Genomic DNA, 19,322 nt, shown 5'->3' on the forward strand with positions numbered 1-19,322 from the left:
GCCCACATGTTCAAGAAGGTCCTGATCGCCAACCGGGGCGAGATCGCGCTCCGGGTCATCCGCGCCTGCAAGGAGCTGGGCATCTCCACCGTGGCGGTCCACTCGACCGCCGACGCGGAGTCGCTGCACGTCCGCTTCGCCGACGAGGCCATCTGCATCGGCCCGCCGCCCTCCAAGGAGAGCTACCTCAACGTGCGGTCGCTGCTGGCGGCGGCCGACGTCACCGGCGCCGACGCCATCCACCCGGGCTACGGCTTCCTCTCCGAGCGGGCCGACTTCGCCGAGATGGTCGTCAACATGGGGCTGAAGTTCATCGGCCCCCGCCCCGAGATGCTGCGCCTCATGGGCAACAAGGTGGCGGCCCGCGAGGCCGCCGAGAAGGCCGGCCTGCCGCTCCTGCCCGGGGCGCGCGGCTTCCTGGCCAACGCCGCCGAGGCCGAGCAGCTGGCCAACGAGATCGGCTACCCGGTCATCCTCAAGGCGGCGGCCGGCGGCGGCGGGCGCGGCATGAAGATCGTGCGCGACGGCGCGGCCGTGCAGAAGGCCTTCGAGACCGCCTCCACCGAGGCGCTGGCCGCCTTCGGCGACGGCTCCATGTACCTGGAGCGCTACGTCGAGGAGCCGCGCCACATCGAGCTGCAGATCGTGGCCGACGAGCACGGCAACATGATCTGCCTGGGCGAGCGCGAGTGCTCGGTGCAGCGCCGCCACCAGAAGATGATCGAGGAGGCGCCCAGCCCGGCCGTCTCGCCGGCCCTGCGCAAGGAGATGATCGAGGTGGCCCTCAAGGCCATGCGCTCGATCCGCTACAACAACGTCGGGACCATCGAGTTCCTGATGGACGAGAAGGGCCGCTACTACTTCATGGAGATGAACACCCGCATCCAGGTGGAGCACCCGGTCACCGAGCAGGTGTACGCGCTCGACCTGGTGCGGGAGCAGATCCGCCTGGCGGCCGGCGAGAAGCTGGAGCGGACCCAGGAGTCGATCATCCCGCTGGCCCACTCCATCGAGTGCCGCGTCAACGCCGAGGACCCGGTCACCTTCGCCCCGTCGCCCGGCCGCATCACCGGCTACCACCAGCCGGGCGGCTACGGCGTGCGCGTCGACACCATGGCCTACGAGCAGTACAAGGTGCAGCCCTACTACGACTCGCTGGTCGCCAAGCTCATCGTCACCGGCGCCACCCGCGAGATCGCGCTGAAGCGGATGATGCGGGCCCTCAACGAGTACGTCATCGAGGGCATCAAGACCAACATCAACTTCCACAAGCGCGTGCTGGCCTTCCCGGCCTTCGTGCAGGGCAAGTACGACACCCGCATCGTCGACCAGATCCTCAACCCGCCGGCGCCCCCGGCCCCGGCCGCCCCCCCGGCTCCGGAGCCGTCCGGGGCGCCCAAGGCGGGCTGAGAAACCCGGAAAACCCCCCGCCTGTCGGGGGGTTCCGGCCTTGACCCTCCGCAAGGCCTGCACTACGCTGACCGCACCCCCAAGGGTCCGTGCCGGCGCGTCCGGAGGTTCGCCCGCGCTGTCCGAAGGGCCCGTCCCACGCCCCGGGAGAAGCCCTCGGTCCGATGGCCGTCGACAAGAACAAGATCATCGCCGAGGCCACCAAGCTCGTACAGAAGGGGGCCTACGAGAAGGCGATCAAGAGCTACGAGCGGATCCTCCAGGAGGATCCCAGGGACGTGCGCGTCCTGCTCAAGGTCGGCGAGCTCTACCAGAAGAAGGGCGACGACCGGCTGGCCGCCGACGCGTTCAAGAAGGTGGCCGAGACCTACGCCGACCAGGGCTTCTTCCTCAAGTCGGTGGCGGTCTACAAGCAGGTGGTCAAGTTCGACCCGGACGACGTGCGGGTCAACGAGCGGCTGGCCGCCCTCTACCAGCAGCTCGGGCTGCTGAGCGACGCCATGGCCCAGCACCAGCTCATGGCGCAGGCCTACGAGAAGGCCGGCGACCACGCCCGGCTGCTCGAGGTGCTGCGGCGCATGGTGGAGCTGGACCCGGAGAACGTGGCCAGCTCCATCAAGCTGGGCGAGCTCTACCAGCGCGGCGGGCAGGCCCCCGCGGCGCTGGAGCACTTCCGCCGCGCCGCCGACTACCTGAAGAAGCACAACCGCGCCGACGAGTACCTCAAGGTGGCGGAGCGCGTCGCCACCCTGGCCCCCGACGACCTGGCGCTGGCCCGCGAGCTGGCCAACCTCCACCTGGCCCGGGGCGACACCAAGCGGGCCCTCTCCAAGCTGCAGGTCTGCTTCGGCAAGGACCGCAAGGACGTCGAGACCCTGACGCTGCTGGCGCAGGCCTTCCGCGAGCTGGGCCAGACCACCAAGCAGCTGCAGGTCTACAAGGAGCTGGCCCGGGTCCACGAGGAGCGCGGGCGCACCCAGGACGCCCGGGCCACCTGGCGCAAGGTGCAGGAGCTGGCCCCGGACGACCCGGACGCGCTGCAGTCGCTGCCCCAGGCCCCGCCTCCGCCCGCCCCGCCGCGCGCCCCGCCGGCCGGCCCGCCCCCGGGGGTCGGCCAGGCCAGGCCCCCCACGCCGCCGCCCCAGGCCGCGCCGCCGCCGCCGGCCGCCTCGCCGGACCAGATCCCCAAGCTCCTCACCGAGACCGACGTCTACCTGAAGTACGGGCTGCTGGAGAAGGCGCTGGACCACCTGCGCAAGGTGCTGGCCATCGACGCCCAGTGCTTCGAGGCCCACGAGCGGGTGCGCGAGATCCACGCCTCGGCCGGCCGCCACGAGGAGGCCTCCCGCGCCGCCGAGGCGGCGGTGCGCGCCGCCATCCTGAAGCAGGCCCCGGACCGGGCCAAGGACGGCCTGGCGCGGCTGCGCCAGCTGGCGCCGGGCCACGCCACCCTGGGCGAGCTGGGCGAGGCGCTGGGCAGCACCGAGGAGATCAGCCTCCAGCACGAGGACGTCGAGGAGCTGGTGGAGGTGCCGGAGGAGCAGGCCGAGCTGCCGGCCGAGGAGCCGGTCTTCGAGCTGGACGCGCCCGCCTCGGCCGAGGACGAGGCGCTGCCGCTGGTGGAGGAGGCCGACCTGGAGCCCTTCCCGGCGCTCGACCCGGTGCCGCTGCTGCCCGAGGAGCCCGGGGAGCCCGGGGAGGCGGGCGAGGTGCTGCTGGCGGACGACGGATCGGCCGCCTTCGACGACGAGGCGCTGGCCCTGGCGGTGGCCAGCGACGGCGTGGCGGGCCTGGAGGACGAGCCCGTGGGCGCGCCCCCGGCGCTGGACGTCACCCAGGAGGCCGAGCTGGAGCTGGCGCCGTCGTCGGGGTTCGGCGACGACGAGCTGGCCGAGGCCGCCGCCGCGGCGGCCGACGCGCCCGAGGAGATCGTCGAGGAGCCGGTGCCGTTCCAGCTGGAGCCGGCGGCGCTGCTCGACGCCGACCTGGAGGACGCCCTGGCCGACGCGGCGGTGGCGGTGGACGCCGCGCCCGGGGCGGCGCCCGCGGCGGCGCCCGCCGAGGTGGCCGCCGAGGTGGCCGCGGGCTTCGACCTGGACCTCGACGCGCCCGACCTGGGGCCCCCGCCGGCGCCGGTCATCACCGCGCCGGCCGACCTGCCCGAGCTGCCCGCGCCCGCGGCGCAGGCGGCCGAGGAGGAGGAGGAGGAGGACCTCACCGACGAGCTCGAGGAGGTGGACTTCTTCGTGCAGCAGGGGCTGCTCGACGAGGCGCGCGACTCGCTCGCCAACCTGGCGGCCTTCTACGCCCGGCACCGCGGGGTGCTGGAGCGGCTGGCCGCCCTGGACCGGCGCCAGGCCGCCCAGGCCGCCCCGGCGCGCCCCGCCCCGGCCGCGCCGCCGCCCCCCACCAGCGCCGCGCCGGCCCAGGCCGGCCACGACCTCGGCTCCTACCGCGCCAGCCCGGACCTGGTGGACCACTCCAGCGACGGCGCCGCCTCCTTCGACATCGGCAAGGAGCTGATGGAGGAGCTGGACGGCCAGCCGGCGGGCGTCCCCGACGACGACGCGCAGTACTCGGTGGAGGACGTCTTCAACCTCTTCAAGAAGGGGATCGCCGAGACCGTCAAGGTCGAGGACTCCGAGACCCACTACGACCTGGGCATCGCCTACAAGGAGATGGGGCTGCTCGAGGACGCGGTGCACGAGTTCGAGACCGCGCTCAAGGGCACCAACCGCCGCAAGGAGGTGGACTGCCTCTCCATGGTGGCCATGTGCCGCATGTCGCAGCAGCGCCCGCGCGACGCCGTCGAGGCGCTGCGGCGCGCCCTGCGCTCCGACTACCTCGGCAAGGAGTCGTCCAAGGCGGTCCACTTCGAGCTCGGGGAGGCGCACCAGGCGCTGGGCGAGCCGGAGGTGGCGCTCTGGTACCTGCAGAAGGTGGCGCGCCTCGACGCCGGCTACCGGCAGGCCGGCGCGCGGGCGGCGGCGCTGGGCGGCGGCCCGGGCCGGCCGCCCTCCGACGAGGCCCCGCCCCCGACGTCCACCCCGCCCAGGGGCGCGGCGCCGGGGCCGGGCCGGCCCGCGGCGCCGGCCACGCCGGGCCCGAAGAAGAACATCGGATACCTCTAGGACGGGAAGCGCGTGACCTACCTCGACTTCTACGAGCTCAACCAGGAGCCCTTCTCCAACGCGCCGGTGTCGCGCTTCTACTACGGCTCGGCGCAGCACGCGCAGGCGCTGATGCGCCTGACCCACGCGGTCTCCAACATGAAGGGGCTGGCGGTGCTGGTGGGCGACATCGGCGCCGGCAAGACCACCCTGGCGCGGCGCATGCTCGACAGCCTGCCGGAGGAGGAGTACGAGGCGGCGCTGCTGGTCATCATCCACTCCGGCATCACCGCCAGCTGGCTGCTGCGCCGCATCGCCCTGCAGCTGGGCGTGGAGGCGCCGGCCGAGGAGAAGCTGGCGCTGCTGTCGCAGCTCTACCAGCGGCTGGTGAAGATCTACGAGCAGGGCAAGAAGGCGGTGGTGCTCATCGACGAGGCGCAGATGCTGGCCTCGCGGGAGATCATGGAGGAGTTCCGCGGCCTGCTGAACCTCGAGGTGCCGGAGCGCAAGCTGCTCTCCTTCGTCTTCTTCGGCCTGCCGGAGATCGAGGAGAACCTCAAGCTGGACCTGCCGCTGGCGCAGCGGGTGGCCCTCAAGTACCGGCTGGAGCCGCTCAAGGAGGAGGACACCGACGCCTACGTGCGCCACCGCCTCCGGCTGGCCGGCGCCACCCGCGTCCCCTTCCTGCCGGCCGCCATCGCCCGGGTCCACGCCCACAGCCGCGGGACGCCGCGGCTCATCAACACCCTGTGCGACAACGCCCTCTTCGAGGGGTTCGTGGCGCGGGCCCGCGACATCGACGACCGGGCGGTGGACCGCGTGGCCCGCGACCTGGGCCTGGAGGTGGCCCCGCCGCCGCCCGCCGAGGACGCCCCGGCGGCGGCCCGCCCCCGCATCGATCTCTCGGACATCGACCGCTACCTCGAGTCGCTCACCCGCTGACGCCCTCCCGCCGCCGCCCGCCCGCCGCCTCCGCGACGGTCGGGCGCGGTGGGGCCCCCCGCCCACGTGAAGAAGCGCCGCCTCGCCCTCCTGTCGCTCCTGGTGGTGCTGGCGCTCCTGGCCGGCACCCTGCTGGGCCTGCGCACGCGGTGGGCCGGCGACCGCGTCTGCGCCCTGGCCGCGGCGCGGGTGGCGGCGGCCACCGGGCTGCCGGTGGCGGTGGCGGCCTGCCACCTCGACCCGTTCTCGCTCTCGCTGGCGGTGGAGGGGCTGGCCCTGGGCCCGCCCGAGGCCCCCCTCTTCACCGCCGCGGCGGCCTCGGCCCGGCTGTCCCCGGTGCAGGGGCTGGGCCGGCGCCTGACCCTGGCCGAGCTCTCGCTGGTGCGGCCGCGCCTCACCCTGGTGGTCCCGCCCGGCCAGGGCGGTGGCGCCTGCCCGCCGCCCCTGCTGGACCGGCTGGACGTGGCGCGCCTCACCGTGGCCGACGGCGCCGCCGCGCTGGACCTGCCGGGCGGGGTGCGGGTGGAGGTGGCGGCGCTGGCGGTGGACGCGCGCAAGGCGGAGGGCGGCTGGCGGCTCGGGCCGAACCCGCGCCGGCTGCGGGTGGCGGCGGCGGCCGGGGAGGTCTCGGTGCGGCTGGGCCAGCGCAGCTGGCGGGTGGTGCGGCCGGCGGTGGAGGGGGTGGTGGCGCTCGACCTCTCCGGGGTGGTGCTGGCGCGGACCGAGGCGCTGGTGGGCGGGGCGCGCCTCGGGCTGCGCGGCGAGGTGCGGGACCTGTGCCACCCGGTGCTGGACCTCACCGCCACGGCCCAGGGCTCGCTGCCGGCGCTGGTGGCGCTGGCCGGGGCCGACGCCGCCCCCTGGCAGGGCGAGCTGCAGGTGGAGGCCACGGTGAAGGGGCCGGCCGGCGCGCCCGCGGTGGGCGGCACGGTGGCCTTCCAGCGGCTGCGGCACGGCCACGACGTGGCGCCCGGGGCCGGGCACGGCGCCTGGCGCTGGCTGGGCGACCGGATCGCGGTGGACCAGCTCGAGCTGCCCTTCGCCGGGGGGCGCCTCACCGCTCGCGGCGACGTCCTGCTGCGCCGCGACGTCCCGCTCGACCTCGAGGTCACGGTGGAGGACGTGGAGCTCGGCGAGCTGCTGGAGCGGGTGGCGGTGCCGGGCGCCTGGGTGTCGGTGCGGCTGGACGGCGGCGGCCACCTGTCCGGGCCGGTCTGGCCCACCGCCATCGAGGCGCGCCTCGACCTGAAGGCCACGCGCTTCCGCGCCCTCAACCGCCCGTGGCGCGACGCCGGGCCGGAGGCCTTCACCTTCCTGGAGTTCGAGCGGGGGAGGCTGGTGGCCCCCTTCCGCATCCGGCGCGAGGGGATCTTCTTCGAGCAGGCGCGCCTCGAGGTGGGCCAGGGCTCGGCCCAGCTGGACGCCGACGTGCACTTCGCGGTGGCGCGCGGCTTCGAGGTGCGGGCCAGCGCCGACGTGGACCTGGACGCCCTGGGCCACGTGGCCGGCCTGCCGTGGGCCGGCCGGGCCCAGGTGACGGCGCGGGTGGGCGCGGCGCCCTACGCCAACCCGCGCGCCGAGGCCCGGGTGCGGACCGAGCGGCTGCGCTTCCTCGACGTGGACCTCGGCAGCGCCACCGCCGACCTGGCCTACGGCCCCGACTTCAGCCTGCGGCTCTCGGGCATCGAGGGGCAGCGCGGGCAGACGCGCTACCAGGGCTTCGCCACGGTGGACCTGGGGGCCAAGCCGGTGCGGCTGACCGCCTCGCGCTTCAGCGCGGCCGGCCGGCTGCGCGACCTCTTCGACGCGGTGATGGACTGGCTGCCCAGGACCAAGGTGCTGCGCGACGCCCTGGACGGGCAGGTGGTCGAGCTCTCGGCCCGGGCCAGCGGGCGGGCCGCCGCGCCCGACGCCGACTTCGAGGGGCGGCTCGGGCCGGGCACGCTGCTGGGGCGCCGCTTCGAGGGCGGCAAGGTGGCCGGTCACCTGGCCGGCGGCGCCCTGGCCACCTTCAGCCAGGTGGAGCTGGCCTTCGGGCCGGGCACGGCCCGGGCCACCGGGCGGTGGGGGCTGGCGGCGCCCTTCCCCTGGGACCTGGAGGTGGCGCTGGCCGGGGTGCCGGCCGCCGCCCTGGACCTGCCGGGCGGGCCGTGGGGCGGCTCGGTCTCCGGCACCGCCACGCTGGCGCGCAGCCTCGAGTCGCCGGACGTCCGCTTCGCCCTGAACGGCGACGCCCTCACGGTGGCCGGTGGGGCGCTCGGGACGGTGCAGCTGGGCGGCACCGTGGACGGCACCCGCCTGCTGGTGACCGGCGGCGCCGACGGGGCGCGCTTCTCCGGCGAGGCCCGGCTGGAGGGGCGCGGGCCGTTCCGGGCGCGGGCCGAGCTCGACCTGGAGGACGCGGCGCGGCTCTGGCCGGGCGGCCCGCCGGCCGGCCTGCGCGCGGCGGTGGTGGGGCTGGCCACCGCCGAGGGCGACCTCATCGACCCGGGCGCGGCGCGCGGCCGGGTGGACCTCTCGCGGGTCACCGTCAGCCACGCCGAGCTGCGGCTCGAGAACGCCGCCCCGGTGGCGCTGGCCTTCGACGCCGGACGCCTGGAGGTGGAGAAGTTCGCCATCCGCGGCGCCAACACCGAGCTCTCGGTGGCGGGGGCGGTGGCGGCCTCCGGCGCCCTGGAGCTCACCGCCTCCGGCTCGCTCGACCTGCGGCTGCTGGGCGGGGCGCTGCCCGCGCTGCGGCGGCCCCATGGGCGGCTCCGCCTGGAGGCGCGGGTGGGGGGCACCTCGGCGGCCCCGCTGCTGCTGGGCGACGGGCGGCTGGAGGAGGCCGGCTTCGCGCTGCGCGGCGGCCAGGCCAGCTTCGAGGAGCTGGCCGGGGCGCTGACCTTCTCCCAGAACAAGGTGCTGTTCGACGACCTGACTTGCACGGTCAACGGGGGCCGGCTGGCGCTGGCCGGCGAGGTGGAGCTGGACCGGCTGGTGCCGGCGCGCCTGCGGGTGGAGGGGCTGCTCGAGGAGGTGCCGGTGGCGGTGCCGGCCTCGCTGCCGGCGCTGCTCTCGGGCCGGCTGGAGGCCAGCGGCACGCCCGACGAGACGCTGGTGACCGGCCGGCTGCACGTGCTCAGGGCCCGCTACACCGAGGACGTGGGGCTGGAGAAGAACATGTACGAGCTGCGCCGCCGCCGCCCGCCGCCGCCGCGCGCCTACGACAAGGCCGGCGAGTGGCTGCGCTTCGACGTGGCGCTGCTGGTGGACGGCGACGCCCGCGTGGAGAACGACCTGGTGCGCGGCGGCATGCGCGGCGAGCTCGGCCTGACCGGCAGCCTGGCGGCCCCCGGCCTGGTGGGCTCCCTGGTCATGACCGAGGGGAGCCGCGCCGTCTTCCGCGGCAACGAGTTCGGCCTCTCCCACGCGGTGGTGGACTTCACCGACCGCCACAAGGTGGAGATGGCGCTCAACGTGCACGGCGAGGCGCGGGTGGCCGACTACCAGGTGTTCCTGCACCTCTTCGGCAGCATGACCGATCCGCAGGCCACCCTCACCAGCAGCCCGCCCCTGTCGCAGCCGGACATCATCACGCTGCTCAGCGTGGGCTTCACCCGGCGCGACACGCCGACCGGCAGCGGCACCCAGGGGCTGGCCACCGCCGCGGCCGCCCAGGCCATCTTCGCCGCCTCCGGGCTCGACGAGCAGGTGCGCCGCTTCCTGCCACGGGGCGGGCCGCTCCGCGACATCTCGGTGCGCATCACCAGCGTCTACGCGGAGCGCTCGCAGCAGGTCGAGCCGCGCGCCGAGTTCGAGTCCTGGGCCTGGAAGGACCGGCTGCGGCTGCGCTTCCAGGCCCCGCTGGCCGGCGCCCGCGGGCAGCGGGCCCAGGCCGAGCTGCGCCTGGGGGCCCACACCGCGCTGCAGTACCAGTACGACACCGACAACGCCAACGTGGACGGCGGCGACCACGGGGTGGACCTGAAGCTGCGCTGGGAGTGGTCCGAGTGAGGGCGCCCAGGCGGGCGGCGCTGGTGGTGCTGCTGGCGATCGCGGCCGGCGGGGCGCGTGGGCAGGAGCCGGGCGCGACCCCGACCCCGACCGCGACCCCGACCCCGACCCCGACCGCGACCCCGACCGCGACCCCGACCGCGACCTCGACCCCGACCTCGACCCCGACCGCGACCGCGACCGCGACCGCGACCGATACCCCGACCGATTCCCCGACCGATACCCTCCCGCCCCTGCCGCCGCACCAGCCGCGCCGCGCCGCGGAGATCACGCTGGTGCTGCCCCCGGGCGAGGCCCCGGCCGGCGCCGAGCCGCTGGTGGCGGTGGTGCGCGGCGGCTGGGTCACCTCGCGCGACCTGCGCCGCACCGCGCTCCGGCTCCACCAGGCCGGCCTGTGCCGGGACGTGGTCATCAGCGAGGTCGAGGCGCCGGCGCCGCCGGGCGAGGACGGCGCCTGGGTGGACCTGACCATCACCTGCCTGCCGCACCGGCTCCTCGGCGAGCTCACGGTGCGGCAGGACGGCCCCTCGCCCCTCGGCGAGGCGGCGCTGCGCAGCGCCGCGGCGCTGGCGCCGGGCGAGCCCATCGACGAGGTGGACCTGGAGCGGGCCTGCGAGCGGATCCGCGCGGCCCTGCGCAAGCGGGGCCACCGCGCCGCCGAGGTGGAGGTGCAGGTGGTGGGTGACCGGCAGGCCGCGGTGACCCTCCTGGCGCGGGCCGGGCCGGCCACCCGGGTGGCGCGCCTCTCGCTCCCGGGCGCGGGGGCGGAGGAGGCCGGGCTGCTGGCGCGCCTGTCGCTCCGGCCGGGGGCGGTGCTGGAGGAGGAGCGGCTGGCGGCGGACCAGGCCACCCTGCGCGAGGCGCTGCACCAGGCCGGCCGCTGGCGGGCCCGGGTGGGCGCGCCGGTGGTGCGGCAGGTCGAGGCCGGCGCGGTGGTGGAGCTGCCGGTGGAGCCCGGCCCGCGGGTGCTGGTGGTCTTCCGCGGCAACCTGGTCTTCACCTCGGCCGAGCTCTCCGGCCAGCTCGGCCTGGACGCGGCGCGCGCCTTCGACGCCCCGGCCCTCGACGCCGCCGCCGACCGGGTGCGCGGGTTCTACCGCTCCCGCGGCTACGCCACCGCCCGCGTCGAGGTGGTGGAGCAGCGCGCCGGCGACGACCTGCAGGTGGCCTTCCACCTCGACGAGGGGCGGCGCTACCGGCTGGTGGCGCTGCAGTGGGAGGGGGCCGAGCACCCCGACGGGGCCGAGCTGGGCGCCCGGCTGCGCCAGGCGCTGCTGGAGGAGGCGGCGCCGGCGCCGGCCGGGGACGCCGCCGAGCGGGCCCGCCTGCTGGCCGCCTCGGTGCCGGGGGTGCGGCCGCCGCGCCAGCCCCCGCCGCCGCTGCCGGTCGGCGCCTTCCTCGACGAGGTGGCGCTGGAGCGCGCCGCCGAGCGGGTGGTGGAGGAGCTGCGCGCCGACGGGTGGCTGGAGGCGGTCCTGGTCGGCTGGACCGCCGAGCTCGACGCCCGGCGGGGCGAGGCGCGGGCCACCCTGCGGCTGCGCCAGGGCCAGCGCACCACCGTGGAGTCCATCGGCTTCGAGGGCAACGCCGAGGTGCCGCTGGCGGAGCTGGTCAAGGACGCCCGGCTCAGCCCGGGCGATCCCCTGGTCTACGAGCGGGTCGAGGCCACCCGGGTGGCGCTGCTGGAGCGCTACCTGGCGCGCGGCCACGCCTACGCCCGGGTGGAGGCGCACGAGGCGCTCGATCCGGTGGCCCACCGCGCCCAGCTGCGCTTCGTGGTGGACGAGGGGCCGCGGGTGCACCTGGGCCGCATCCTGGTCTCCGGCAACGTGCGCACCCGCGACGACGTGGTGCGGCGGTCGCTGGAGGTGGAGGAGGGTGCGGTCCACGACCCGGCGGCCATGGCCCGCAGCCAGGCGGCGCTGCTCCGCCTGGGGGTCTTCCGCTCGGTGGGGCTGCGGCTGCAGGACGCCGAGACGCCCGAGCCGGTCAAGGACCTGCTGGTGGAGCTGGGCGAGCGCCCCTGGCAGTACCTGGCGCCCGGCGCCGGCTTCTCCATCGCCGACGGCCCGCGCCTCTTCCTGGAGTACGGCCGCCCCAACCTGCTGGGGCGGGCGCTCGAGCTGACCGGCCGGGCCAAGGTGAACTACCCGCTCTCCACCTTCCGGCCGGACCTGGCCGGGGTCAGCCCCAAGAACACCTACGAGGGGCGCGCCGACGTGGGGCTGCGCATCCCGCGCCTCGATCCGCTGCCGCTGCCGGTCACCGGCCGCGCCGACCTGATCGCCGAGCGGCTGCGGCGCCGCAGCTACGACCTGGCGCGCGTCTCGTCCATCCTGGGCGCCGACCTGGCGGTCACCAGCCGGGTCTCGCTGTCGCTGCAGTACGAGCTGGAGGTGGACCAGATCGACAAGACCGCCACCGGGGGCGTGCTGACGCAGGCCGACCAGGAGCGGCTGCGCTTCGACGACGGCACCACCACGCTGCACTCGATCCGGCCCAGCGCCACCCTCGACTACCGCGACAACGCCGCCCACCCGCACCGCGGCTGGTACGTGACCGGCTCGGCGGAGCTGGCCCACTCCATCGGCTCGGCGGGCCGGCCGTTCCTCTTCCTGCCGGGCAGCGAGACCTACACCAACCTGGTCAAGCTGGCGGCCAGCGCCTCCAGCTACCTGCCGGTGGGCTCGGCCACGGTGCTGGCCCTGTCGGTGCGCGGCGGGCGGGTGGTGCCCCTCGACGCGCGCTCGCGCACCATCATCCCCAAGCGCTTCTTCCTGGGGGGCGCCTCCACCATCCGCGGCTTCGCCGAGGAGGAGATGGTGCCGGAGGACCAGCGCGCCGGGCTCGGGGAGGAGGCGCGCCACTGCGCCAGCTCGCTCTCCACCGCCGGCTGCACCCAGCGCGGCCAGGACCTGGCGGCCGGACGGACGGCCGCCTCCGACGGCGGCGAGGCCTTCCTGCTCCTCAAGGCGGAGCTGCGGGTGGTGCTGGCGGGCAGCCTGGAGGCCGGCCTCTTCCTGGACCTGGGCAACCTGTGGCTCGATCCGTCGCGCTACCGGCTGCTCGACCTGCGCCCCAGCGCCGGGCTGGGGCTGCGCTTCGTCACGCCGGTGGGGCCGGCGGCCCTGGACCTGGGCGTCAACCTGGCGCCCGACCGGAGCCTCAACGAGCGCATCGTGGCGCCGCACTTCACCATCGGGCTGTTCTGAGCGGCGGCGCCGCCCGGCCCGCCAAGGGCGGGTCAGGCCGGGAAGTGCTCGATCACCTCGTGGAAGGTGGCGAAGACCCGGTGGGCCAGCCCCCGCCCCTCGCAGAAGGGCACCAGGCTGGAGCCGGCCCGGGCGAACACGAAGTCGGCCGCCTCGGCGGCGCAGCGATCGCCGGTGCCGTCCCCCAGCACCACCACCTTGTGGCCGGACCGCTGCAGCTCGCGCACCACGTGCCCCTTGCAGGCGCCGCAGAAGCCGCAGTCCGGGCCGTGGAAGGCCACCGCCAGGCCGTCGGGCGAGCAGTCGGCGCGGTTGGCGCGCACCTCCAGGTGGTCGCGCAGCGCGGCCGGCAGCCCGGCCACCACCGGCTCGACGTAGGCGTCGAGCCCGGCCGAGACGATCAGGAAGGGGCGCCCGGCGCGGGCGCAGGCCCCCAGGAACTCCTCGAAGCCCGGTCGCCAGGCGGCCCGGCCCCGGGCGAACTCGGCGATCTCCTCGCGGCTGGCGCGGATGGGGGCGAAGACCTTCTGCAGCAGCGGGCCGAAGCCGTACTGGCCCGCCTGGTAGCCGTCCTCGGCCGCCTGGTAGCTGGCCGGGCCGGCGAAGTGCAGCGCCACCTGGTCGCCCAGGTCGAGCGTCTGGGCGGTGCCGTCGAAGTCGCAGAGGATGGCCCAGGGGTGTCGCACGCGGCCTCGCTCCTACGCCCCCGCCGCCTCCCAGTCAACGGGTGCCCGAGGCCAGCAGCGCGAAGCCCCCCAGGACCGACTCGACCCGCACCTCCAGCAGGCCGGCGCCGCCGAGCAGCCCGGCCAGCGTGGCCGGGTCGAAGCGCCGGTGCAGCCCGCTCATGACCCGCCACAGCGCCATCGAGGCCGCGAAGCGCGGGCCGCCCGCCAGGGCCGCCCGGAGGTCCACCCGGCCCGCCGCCGGCTCCAGGAAGGCCAGGCGTCCGCCGGGCCTGAGGGCGCGGGCCGCCTCGCCGAGCGCCGCGGACGGGTCCGACACCAGGTACAGGAGGCTGTGGCCGGTGACGCCGTCGAGCGCGCCCGTGCGGACGGGCAGCCACAGGGCGTCTGCCCGCAGGAGCGGCAGGTGCAGGCCGGCCGCCGCCGCGCGGGTCGCGGCGCGCCGAGCCATCACGGCCGAGCGGTCCAGGCCCACGGCGCGCCGGCCGGGCGCGGCGCGCAGGGCCTCCAGCGACGACTCGCCCGGCCCGACGCCCAGGTCCAGCACCAGGGGCCCGGGCACCAGCTCGGCCAGCCGCCGGCAGCTGGCGCGCCAGGGGTGGCTGCCGGTGAGGGACTCGTAGACGCGGGCCGCCGGTCCGAAGGCCAGGGCGGCGAAGCGCCGGCCCGCCTCAGGCGCCGAGGCGGTCGTAGACCAGCCCCCAGCGCACCCCGCGGTCGGAGACGGTGAGCCGGTCGAAGCCCAGCAGCCGCATGGCCTCGGCCACCACCACGGCGCCGGCCACGATGACGTCGGCCCGCTTCGGCTCCATGCCGGGCAGGGCGGCCCGCGCCGCCAGCGGCAGCGCCGCCAGGCGCGGCACCAGCGCGTCGATCTCGGCCAGGGTGAGCGGCGCGCCGTGCACCCGCTCGGCGTCGTAGGCCGGCAGCGCCTGGACCACCGCCGCCAGCGTGGTGACCGTGCCGGCCACCCCCACCAGGCGGCCGGCGGCCAGCCCGGCCGCCCCCTCCAGCGCCGCCAGCGGGGCCAGCGCGGCGGCCGCGGCCGCCCGGAGCGCGTCCAGGGTGGCCGGGGGGATGGGGTCCTGGCGCACGTGGCGCTCGGTCAGCCGCACCGCCCCCACCTGCAGGCTGCGCCGGCCGCGCGGCGCCGGCCCCTCGCCGAAGGAGAGCTCGGTGGAGCCGCCGCCCACGTCGAGCACCGCGAGCGGCCCCGCCGGGGCCCCGCCGCCGGGCGGCGGGCCGAAGTCGCGCCAGGCGCTGCGCCACACCAGCCGGGCCTCCTCGTCGCCGCTGATGATCTCCGGCACCAGCCCGGCCGCGGCGCGGGTGGCCTCGAAGAACTCGGCGCCGTTGGCGGCGTCCCGCGCCGCGCTGGTGGCCACGCAGACGATGGGCGCGGCGCCCAGCGCGCGCGCCTCGGCGGCGTAGGCCGCCAGCACCGCCACGGTGGCCTGGATGGCGGCCGGGTCGAGGCGCCCGCTGGCGTCCACCCCGCGCCCCAGCCGCGTGATCTCGGCCCGCTCCACCAGCGGGACCGCCCCGTCCCCGCGCCGCTCGGCCACCAGCAGCAGGACGGTGTTGGTGCCGACGTCGATGGCGGCGATGCGCTGGGCCATGGTCACTCCCGGGGGAAGGGGCCCCAGGCCGGGGTGGCCAGCTCGGCGCCGCTGGTGGCGGCCGCCTGCCGCTCGCCCCGCGGGTCGGAGAGCACCAGCTGCGGCAGCCCCCCGCGGTCGCTGGTGAAGGCCAGCAGCCGGCCGTTGGGGGCCCAGGTCGGCTCCTCGTTGGTGCGCCCCTGGTCCTGGGTGACGCGCTCCACCTTGCCGGTCTCCGGCGAGACGACGAAGACGTCGAAGACCTTGCGCTCGTCGCGGGCGGTGAAGGCGATCAGGTCGCCGCGCGGGCTCCACTGCGGGGTCTGGTTGTAGTTGCCCTGGAAGGTGAGCCGCCGCTGGCTGGAGCCGTCGGCGTTCATGACGAAGAGCTGGGGCGTGCCGGAGCGGTCGGAGACGAAGGCCAGCCGCCGCCCGTCGGGCGACCAGCTGGGCGAGAGGTCCAGGGCCGGGGTGGTGGTGAGGCGGCGGGCCCCGCTGCCGTCGGCGGCGGCCACCCAGACGTCGGTGTCGGCGCCGTCGGCGGCGGTGAAGGCCAGCCTGGCGCCGTCCGGCGAGAAGGCGCCGCCCATGGCCACGTGGCCGGTGGGCAGCCGGCGGAAGCTCCGGTCGGAGAGCCGGTAGACCCACAGCTCGGGCCGCCCGCCCCGGTAGCTGGTCACCAGGATGCGGTCGCCGTCCGGGTGCCAGGAGGGCATGAGCAGCAGCGCCGTCTCGGAGAGCAGCACCCGGGGGTTCTTGCCGTCGGCGTCGAGCAGCACCAGCTCGCGCGCCTGGCCGGCGCGCCGCACCGCCACCAGGCGGGTGCGGAAGACGCCCGGCTCGCCGGTGTAGTGGCGCACCAGCTCGTCGGCCAGGTGGTGGGCCAGGGCGCGCGCGTCGGGGGCAAAGAGGCCGCGCTGGAGCACCTCGCGGCCGGCCCGCACGTCGTGCAGCCGCAGGTCGGCGGCCAGCCGGGCGCCCTCGCGCCGCACCCTGGCCTTGACCAGCCCCTCCGCCCCCACGCTGGCCCAGCGGCCGAACTTGATGGAGGGGGCGGCCAGCCCCTCGGTCGGGTCGGCCAGGAAGCCGCGCGGGTCGAGCAGCTCGAAGAGGCCGCTCAGCCGGAGATCGGCGCGCAGCACGGCCAGCACCTCCTCGGAGGCGCGCAGGTCGCCGTCGGGCTGGAAGGCCGGCAGGGCCAGCGGCAGCGGCTGGAAGTCCGGCGCGTCCACCACCACGGAGGGGCGGGCCGCGGCGGCGGGGCGCGGCGCGGCCAGGGCGAGGAGCAGCAGCGGGAGGAGGAGCGGGGCGTGGCGCATGGCGTGGACCTCGTGGGTCAGATCTTGAAGAGGACCTCCAGCCCGGTCCGGCGGTACAGCTCGCGGGCCGCGGCGGGAGGTGGGGGGAGGCGGGCGGCGCGCACGGCGCGCTCCAGCGCCTCGTCGAAGGCCGGGTTGCCGGAGCGGCGCACCAGCTCGTAGCGGCTGACGCGGCCGTCCGGCTCGACGAAGAGCACCACCGTGCCCTGCAGCGAGACCCGCTCGCGGTCGGAGATGGTGGAGGGGAGGCGGTAGCTCTGCCGGAGCTGCCGCACCACCTGGCCGAGGTACTGGTCGCCCTCGCCGGCGTCGGAGGCGTCGCCGTCGGGGCTGCCGTCGGCGCGCCCGGCCTGCAGCTCGCGGGACAGGTCGGACATGACGCTGCGGAGGCGCGAGCCGGCGGGCTGGCCCGGCTGCTCGGTCCGGCCAGCCTGGGCCGCCGGGGCCGGCGCGGGCCGGGGCGGCGCGGCGGCCTTCGGGGCGGCCACCGCCACGGCCTTGGGGGAGGGCGGCGCGGGCGCCGGGGGAGGGGCCGGCGCCGGCTGGCTGGTGGTGGCGGCCGGCGGCGGCGGCGCCTCCTTGCGCGGCAGCAGCTCCTTGGGCCGGGGCTCGCCGAGCCGGACCAGCTTGGCCGTGATGGGGCGCTGGCCCGCCTCGAGCGGCGCGGGCGGCCGCGCCACCGCGGCCAGCGCCAGCAGGACGGCGTGGGCGGCCACCGAGGCCACCACCGCCGGCCAGAGCCGGTCGGCGCCGCCGAGGGCGCTCTGGCCGGCCCCGCTCACCGGGCGCCGGCCTCCGCTCCCTTGGGACGCACCCGCTCCGGCTGCGGGTTGGTGATCATCCCCATGCTGGTGATGCCGGCCCGCTGGACCGTCGCCATGACGTCCACCACCACCCCGTAGGGCAGCGACTTGTCGGCCATGAGGAACAGCTCCTTCTCCTTCTGGGCGCGGGCGTTGGCCCGCAGCACCTCCTCCAGCCGCTCCGCCGGCACCCGCGCCGCCTCCTCGCCGCCGCCCAGCCAGAGCGTCCGGTCGGCCTTGATGGAGAGGACCAGCTTCTCCTCGGGCGCGTCGATGGCCTTGGCGCGGACCTCCGGCAGGTTCACCTGCACGCCCTGCTGGATGAGCGGCGCCGCCACCATGAAGATGATGAGCAGGACCAGCATCACGTCGACCATGGGGGTGACGTTGATCTCGGTGAGGGTGGTGCGGCCGCCGCCGCTGCCGCTGGAGAGGGCCACGGGCTCAGCGCCCCGCGCTGAAGAAGTGCCGGCGCACGATGTTGAGGAAGTCGGAGGAGAAGTTCTGCATCTCGCCGTCCAGCACCCGGATGCGCGACACGAAGGAGTTGTAGGCCACCACCGCCGGGATGGCGGCGAAGAGCCCCACCGCGGTGGCGATGAGCGCCTCGGAGATGGGGCGCGCCACCGTGGCCAGGTTGGCGTTGCCCATCCGGTAGATGTCCTGGAAGGCCCGCATGATGCCCCAGACCGTGCCGAACAGCCCGACGAAGGGGGCGGCCGAGGCGGTGGTGCCCAGGAAGGAGACGCGCCGCTCCAGCGCCGTCACCTCGGCGGCCGAGGCCCGCTTGAGGGCCCGCTCCACGTTCTCGATGCCGCCCAGCTCCTCGCTCATGCTCGCCCTCGCCGCCCTTCTGCTGCGTCACCTTGGAGAGCTCGACGTAGCCGGCGCGGAAGACCGCCCCCAGCGGCGAGGCGCCCAGCTGCTCGGCCGCCTGGTAGATGGCGTCGAGCCGCTTGGACTGCCAGAAGGTGGAGAGGAACCTGGTGCTCTCGGTCTCGGCCCGGCGCAGCTGCAGGTGCTTCTTGACGATGATGGCCCAGGAGACCGCCGAGGCGCCCGCCAGCAGGAGGAGCACGCCCTGCCCCACCAGCCCGGCGTTGGCGATGATCTCGAGGTAGTCGATGCCGCCCGAGGCCGCGAGGAGGCCGGGGAGGGTGGGTGCGGAGAAGGTCATGTGGGCACGGTGAAGGGCTTGAAAAGGGTGAGGGTTTCTAACATGAACGCGTGGCGCGGCCGATCCTCCCACCCGGGCGGGCCGCCCCCTGTGCCGCGGCGCCACGGCCGTGGCTGGGGCGCCCCGGCCGGGAGTCCGGAACCTGGCCTTTTCCGCGCTCGCCGGGCGTGGCACAAGGGTTGCTCTACCCGGCAACGACGGGCACGAGTCGAGGCCATGCCGGCCGCGGCCAGCGCCCCACCGGAGGAACCGATGAGCCCGCTCCACCTGACCGCCGCCCTGGCCGCCGCGCTCGCCCTGAGTGGCTGCTTCGTCTCCGCCTCCGACGGCACCGCCAACGTCTACTGGGCCTTCCGCCGGGCCGCGCCGGCCCAGCCGCTCGGCTACCTGATCTACGACGAGACGTACCAGGCGCAGAACGCCACCGGCGTCTGCCCGGAGTCGGCGGTGGACACGGTGCGGGTGGCCTCGGCGGCCGGCACCTTCGACATCGACTGCACCGGCCCCAACGGCTCGGGCGGCTACGTGCAGGGCGCGGTGGTGGAGTTCCTGCCGGTGGGCCGCAGCACCATCACCCTGACCGGCTTCCGGGGCAGCCAGGCGGTCTACCGCTCGTCGGTGGAGGTGAACGCGAGGTCGGGCCCCGGCACGGACGTCTACGTGGACGTCTTCGGCCTGTCGGCCCCGCTCGAGGTCTACGCCTACCTGCTGGGCGGCGTGCCGGCCATCGACTACCTCGACTGCGCCGAGGCCCTCTCGCCCAACCTCACCGTGGAGCTCTTCGACGCCTTCGGCTCCAAGATCGACGGGGCGGTGGCGGGCTGCAGCGACCCCCTGCCGGCCTTCGCCTTCGCCGAGCAGGTGGACCTGGACGACTACACGGTGCGGGTGGTGGGGCGGCGGGTCGGCAGCGGCGCGCTGCTCTTCGACTCCTGCGACCTCCCGCTGGAGCACTTCGGCCCGCAGGTGGGGGCGGCCGGCTTCACGGCCGACCTCTTCACCGCCCCCATCCCGACCTGCCCGTAGGCGCCCGGGTGGTGGCGCCGGCGCCCGACCAAGTAGGATGCGC

General features: G+C 76.2%; 12 protein-coding genes and 1 pseudogene. 6 read left to right on the plus strand and 7 right to left on the minus strand.

The genetic code is table 11. The features are described from left to right. Positions 1-6: 6 nt before the first annotated feature. From accC to IPO09_04115, 5 genes are all read left to right on the plus strand, one after another. Positions 7-1,410, plus strand: a complete 1,404-nt coding sequence (gene accC / locus IPO09_04095; GenBank protein MBK9516535.1) for an acetyl-CoA carboxylase biotin carboxylase subunit — start codon at positions 7-9, stop codon at positions 1,408-1,410. Positions 1,411-1,574: 164 nt separating this feature from the next. Then, positions 1,575-4,541, plus strand: coding sequence for a tetratricopeptide repeat protein (locus IPO09_04100; GenBank protein MBK9516536.1), 2,967 nt, complete (start codon positions 1,575-1,577; stop codon positions 4,539-4,541). Positions 4,542-4,553: 12 nt separating this feature from the next. Then, on the plus strand, positions 4,554-5,462 hold the full coding sequence (locus IPO09_04105; GenBank protein MBK9516537.1) for an AAA family ATPase: 909 nt from the start codon (positions 4,554-4,556) through the stop codon (positions 5,460-5,462). 66 nt (positions 5,463-5,528) lie between these two features. After that, positions 5,529-9,458 (plus strand): translocation/assembly module TamB domain-containing protein, encoded by a 3,930-nt coding sequence (locus tag IPO09_04110; protein MBK9516538.1) that lies wholly within the window; start codon positions 5,529-5,531, stop codon positions 9,456-9,458. Beyond that, positions 9,455-12,670: a BamA/TamA family outer membrane protein gene (locus IPO09_04115; GenBank protein MBK9516539.1), complete on the plus strand. Its 3,216-nt coding sequence runs from the start codon at positions 9,455-9,457 to the stop codon at positions 12,668-12,670. The genes IPO09_04110 and IPO09_04115 overlap by 4 nt, the downstream gene beginning before the upstream one ends. A gap of 32 nt (positions 12,671-12,702) precedes the next feature. Here IPO09_04115 and IPO09_04120 read toward each other — a convergent pair whose 3' ends face one another. From IPO09_04120 to tolQ, 7 genes and pseudogenes are all read right to left on the minus strand, one after another. Beyond that, positions 12,703-13,356 (minus strand): HAD-IB family phosphatase, encoded by a 654-nt coding sequence (locus IPO09_04120; protein MBK9516540.1) that lies wholly within the window; start codon positions 13,354-13,356, stop codon positions 12,703-12,705. A 34-nt stretch (positions 13,357-13,390) separates the two neighbouring features. Beyond that, positions 13,391-14,005 carry a methyltransferase domain-containing protein gene (locus tag IPO09_04125; GenBank protein ID MBK9516541.1) on the minus strand — a complete coding sequence of 205 codons (615 nt, stop codon included), beginning with the start codon at positions 14,003-14,005 and terminating at the stop codon, positions 13,391-13,393. Between the two features lie 22 nt (positions 14,006-14,027). Next, positions 14,028-14,975, minus strand: a complete 948-nt coding sequence (locus IPO09_04130; protein MBK9516542.1) for a Ppx/GppA family phosphatase — start codon at positions 14,973-14,975, stop codon at positions 14,028-14,030. A gap of 2 nt (positions 14,976-14,977) precedes the next feature. Continuing rightward, positions 14,978-16,273: a PD40 domain-containing protein gene (locus IPO09_04135; protein MBK9516543.1), complete on the minus strand. Its 1,296-nt coding sequence runs from the start codon at positions 16,271-16,273 to the stop codon at positions 14,978-14,980. 17 nt (positions 16,274-16,290) lie between these two features. Beyond that, positions 16,291-17,055 (minus strand): TonB C-terminal domain-containing protein, encoded by a 765-nt coding sequence (locus IPO09_04140; GenBank protein ID MBK9516544.1) that lies wholly within the window; start codon positions 17,053-17,055, stop codon positions 16,291-16,293. Then, a complete protein-coding gene (gene tolR, locus IPO09_04145; protein ID MBK9516545.1) occupies positions 17,052-17,516 on the minus strand; it encodes a protein TolR in 465 nt (154 codons plus the stop codon). Before tolR ends, IPO09_04140 begins: the two co-directional genes overlap by 4 nt. A 4-nt stretch (positions 17,517-17,520) precedes the next feature. Further along, positions 17,521-18,253, minus strand: a pseudogene (gene tolQ / locus IPO09_04150) (protein TolQ). 252 nt (positions 18,254-18,505) lie between these two features. Between tolQ and IPO09_04155 the strand changes: the two are divergent. Beyond that, positions 18,506-19,279 carry a hypothetical protein gene (locus IPO09_04155; protein ID MBK9516546.1) on the plus strand — a complete coding sequence of 258 codons (774 nt, stop codon included), beginning with the start codon at positions 18,506-18,508 and terminating at the stop codon, positions 19,277-19,279. Positions 19,280-19,322: the final 43 nt, after the last annotated feature.

Origin of the sequence: Anaeromyxobacter sp. (genome assembly GCA_016718565.1) — a bacterium.
GTDB lineage: Bacteria > Myxococcota > Myxococcia > Myxococcales > Anaeromyxobacteraceae > JADKCZ01.

Coding starts and splice junctions, on each gene's coding strand:
- accC (MBK9516535.1), top strand. CDS start 7: ATGTTCAAGAAGGTCCTGATCGCCAACCGGGGCGAGATCGCGCTCCGG.
- IPO09_04100 (MBK9516536.1), top strand. CDS start 1,575: ATGGCCGTCGACAAGAACAAGATCATCGCCGAGGCCACCAAGCTCGTA.
- IPO09_04130 (MBK9516542.1), bottom strand. CDS start 14,975: ATGGCCCAGCGCATCGCCGCCATCGACGTCGGCACCAACACCGTCCTG.
- IPO09_04135 (MBK9516543.1), bottom strand. CDS start 16,273: ATGCGCCACGCCCCGCTCCTCCTCCCGCTGCTGCTCCTCGCCCTGGCC.
- IPO09_04155 (MBK9516546.1), top strand. CDS start 18,506: ATGAGCCCGCTCCACCTGACCGCCGCCCTGGCCGCCGCGCTCGCCCTG.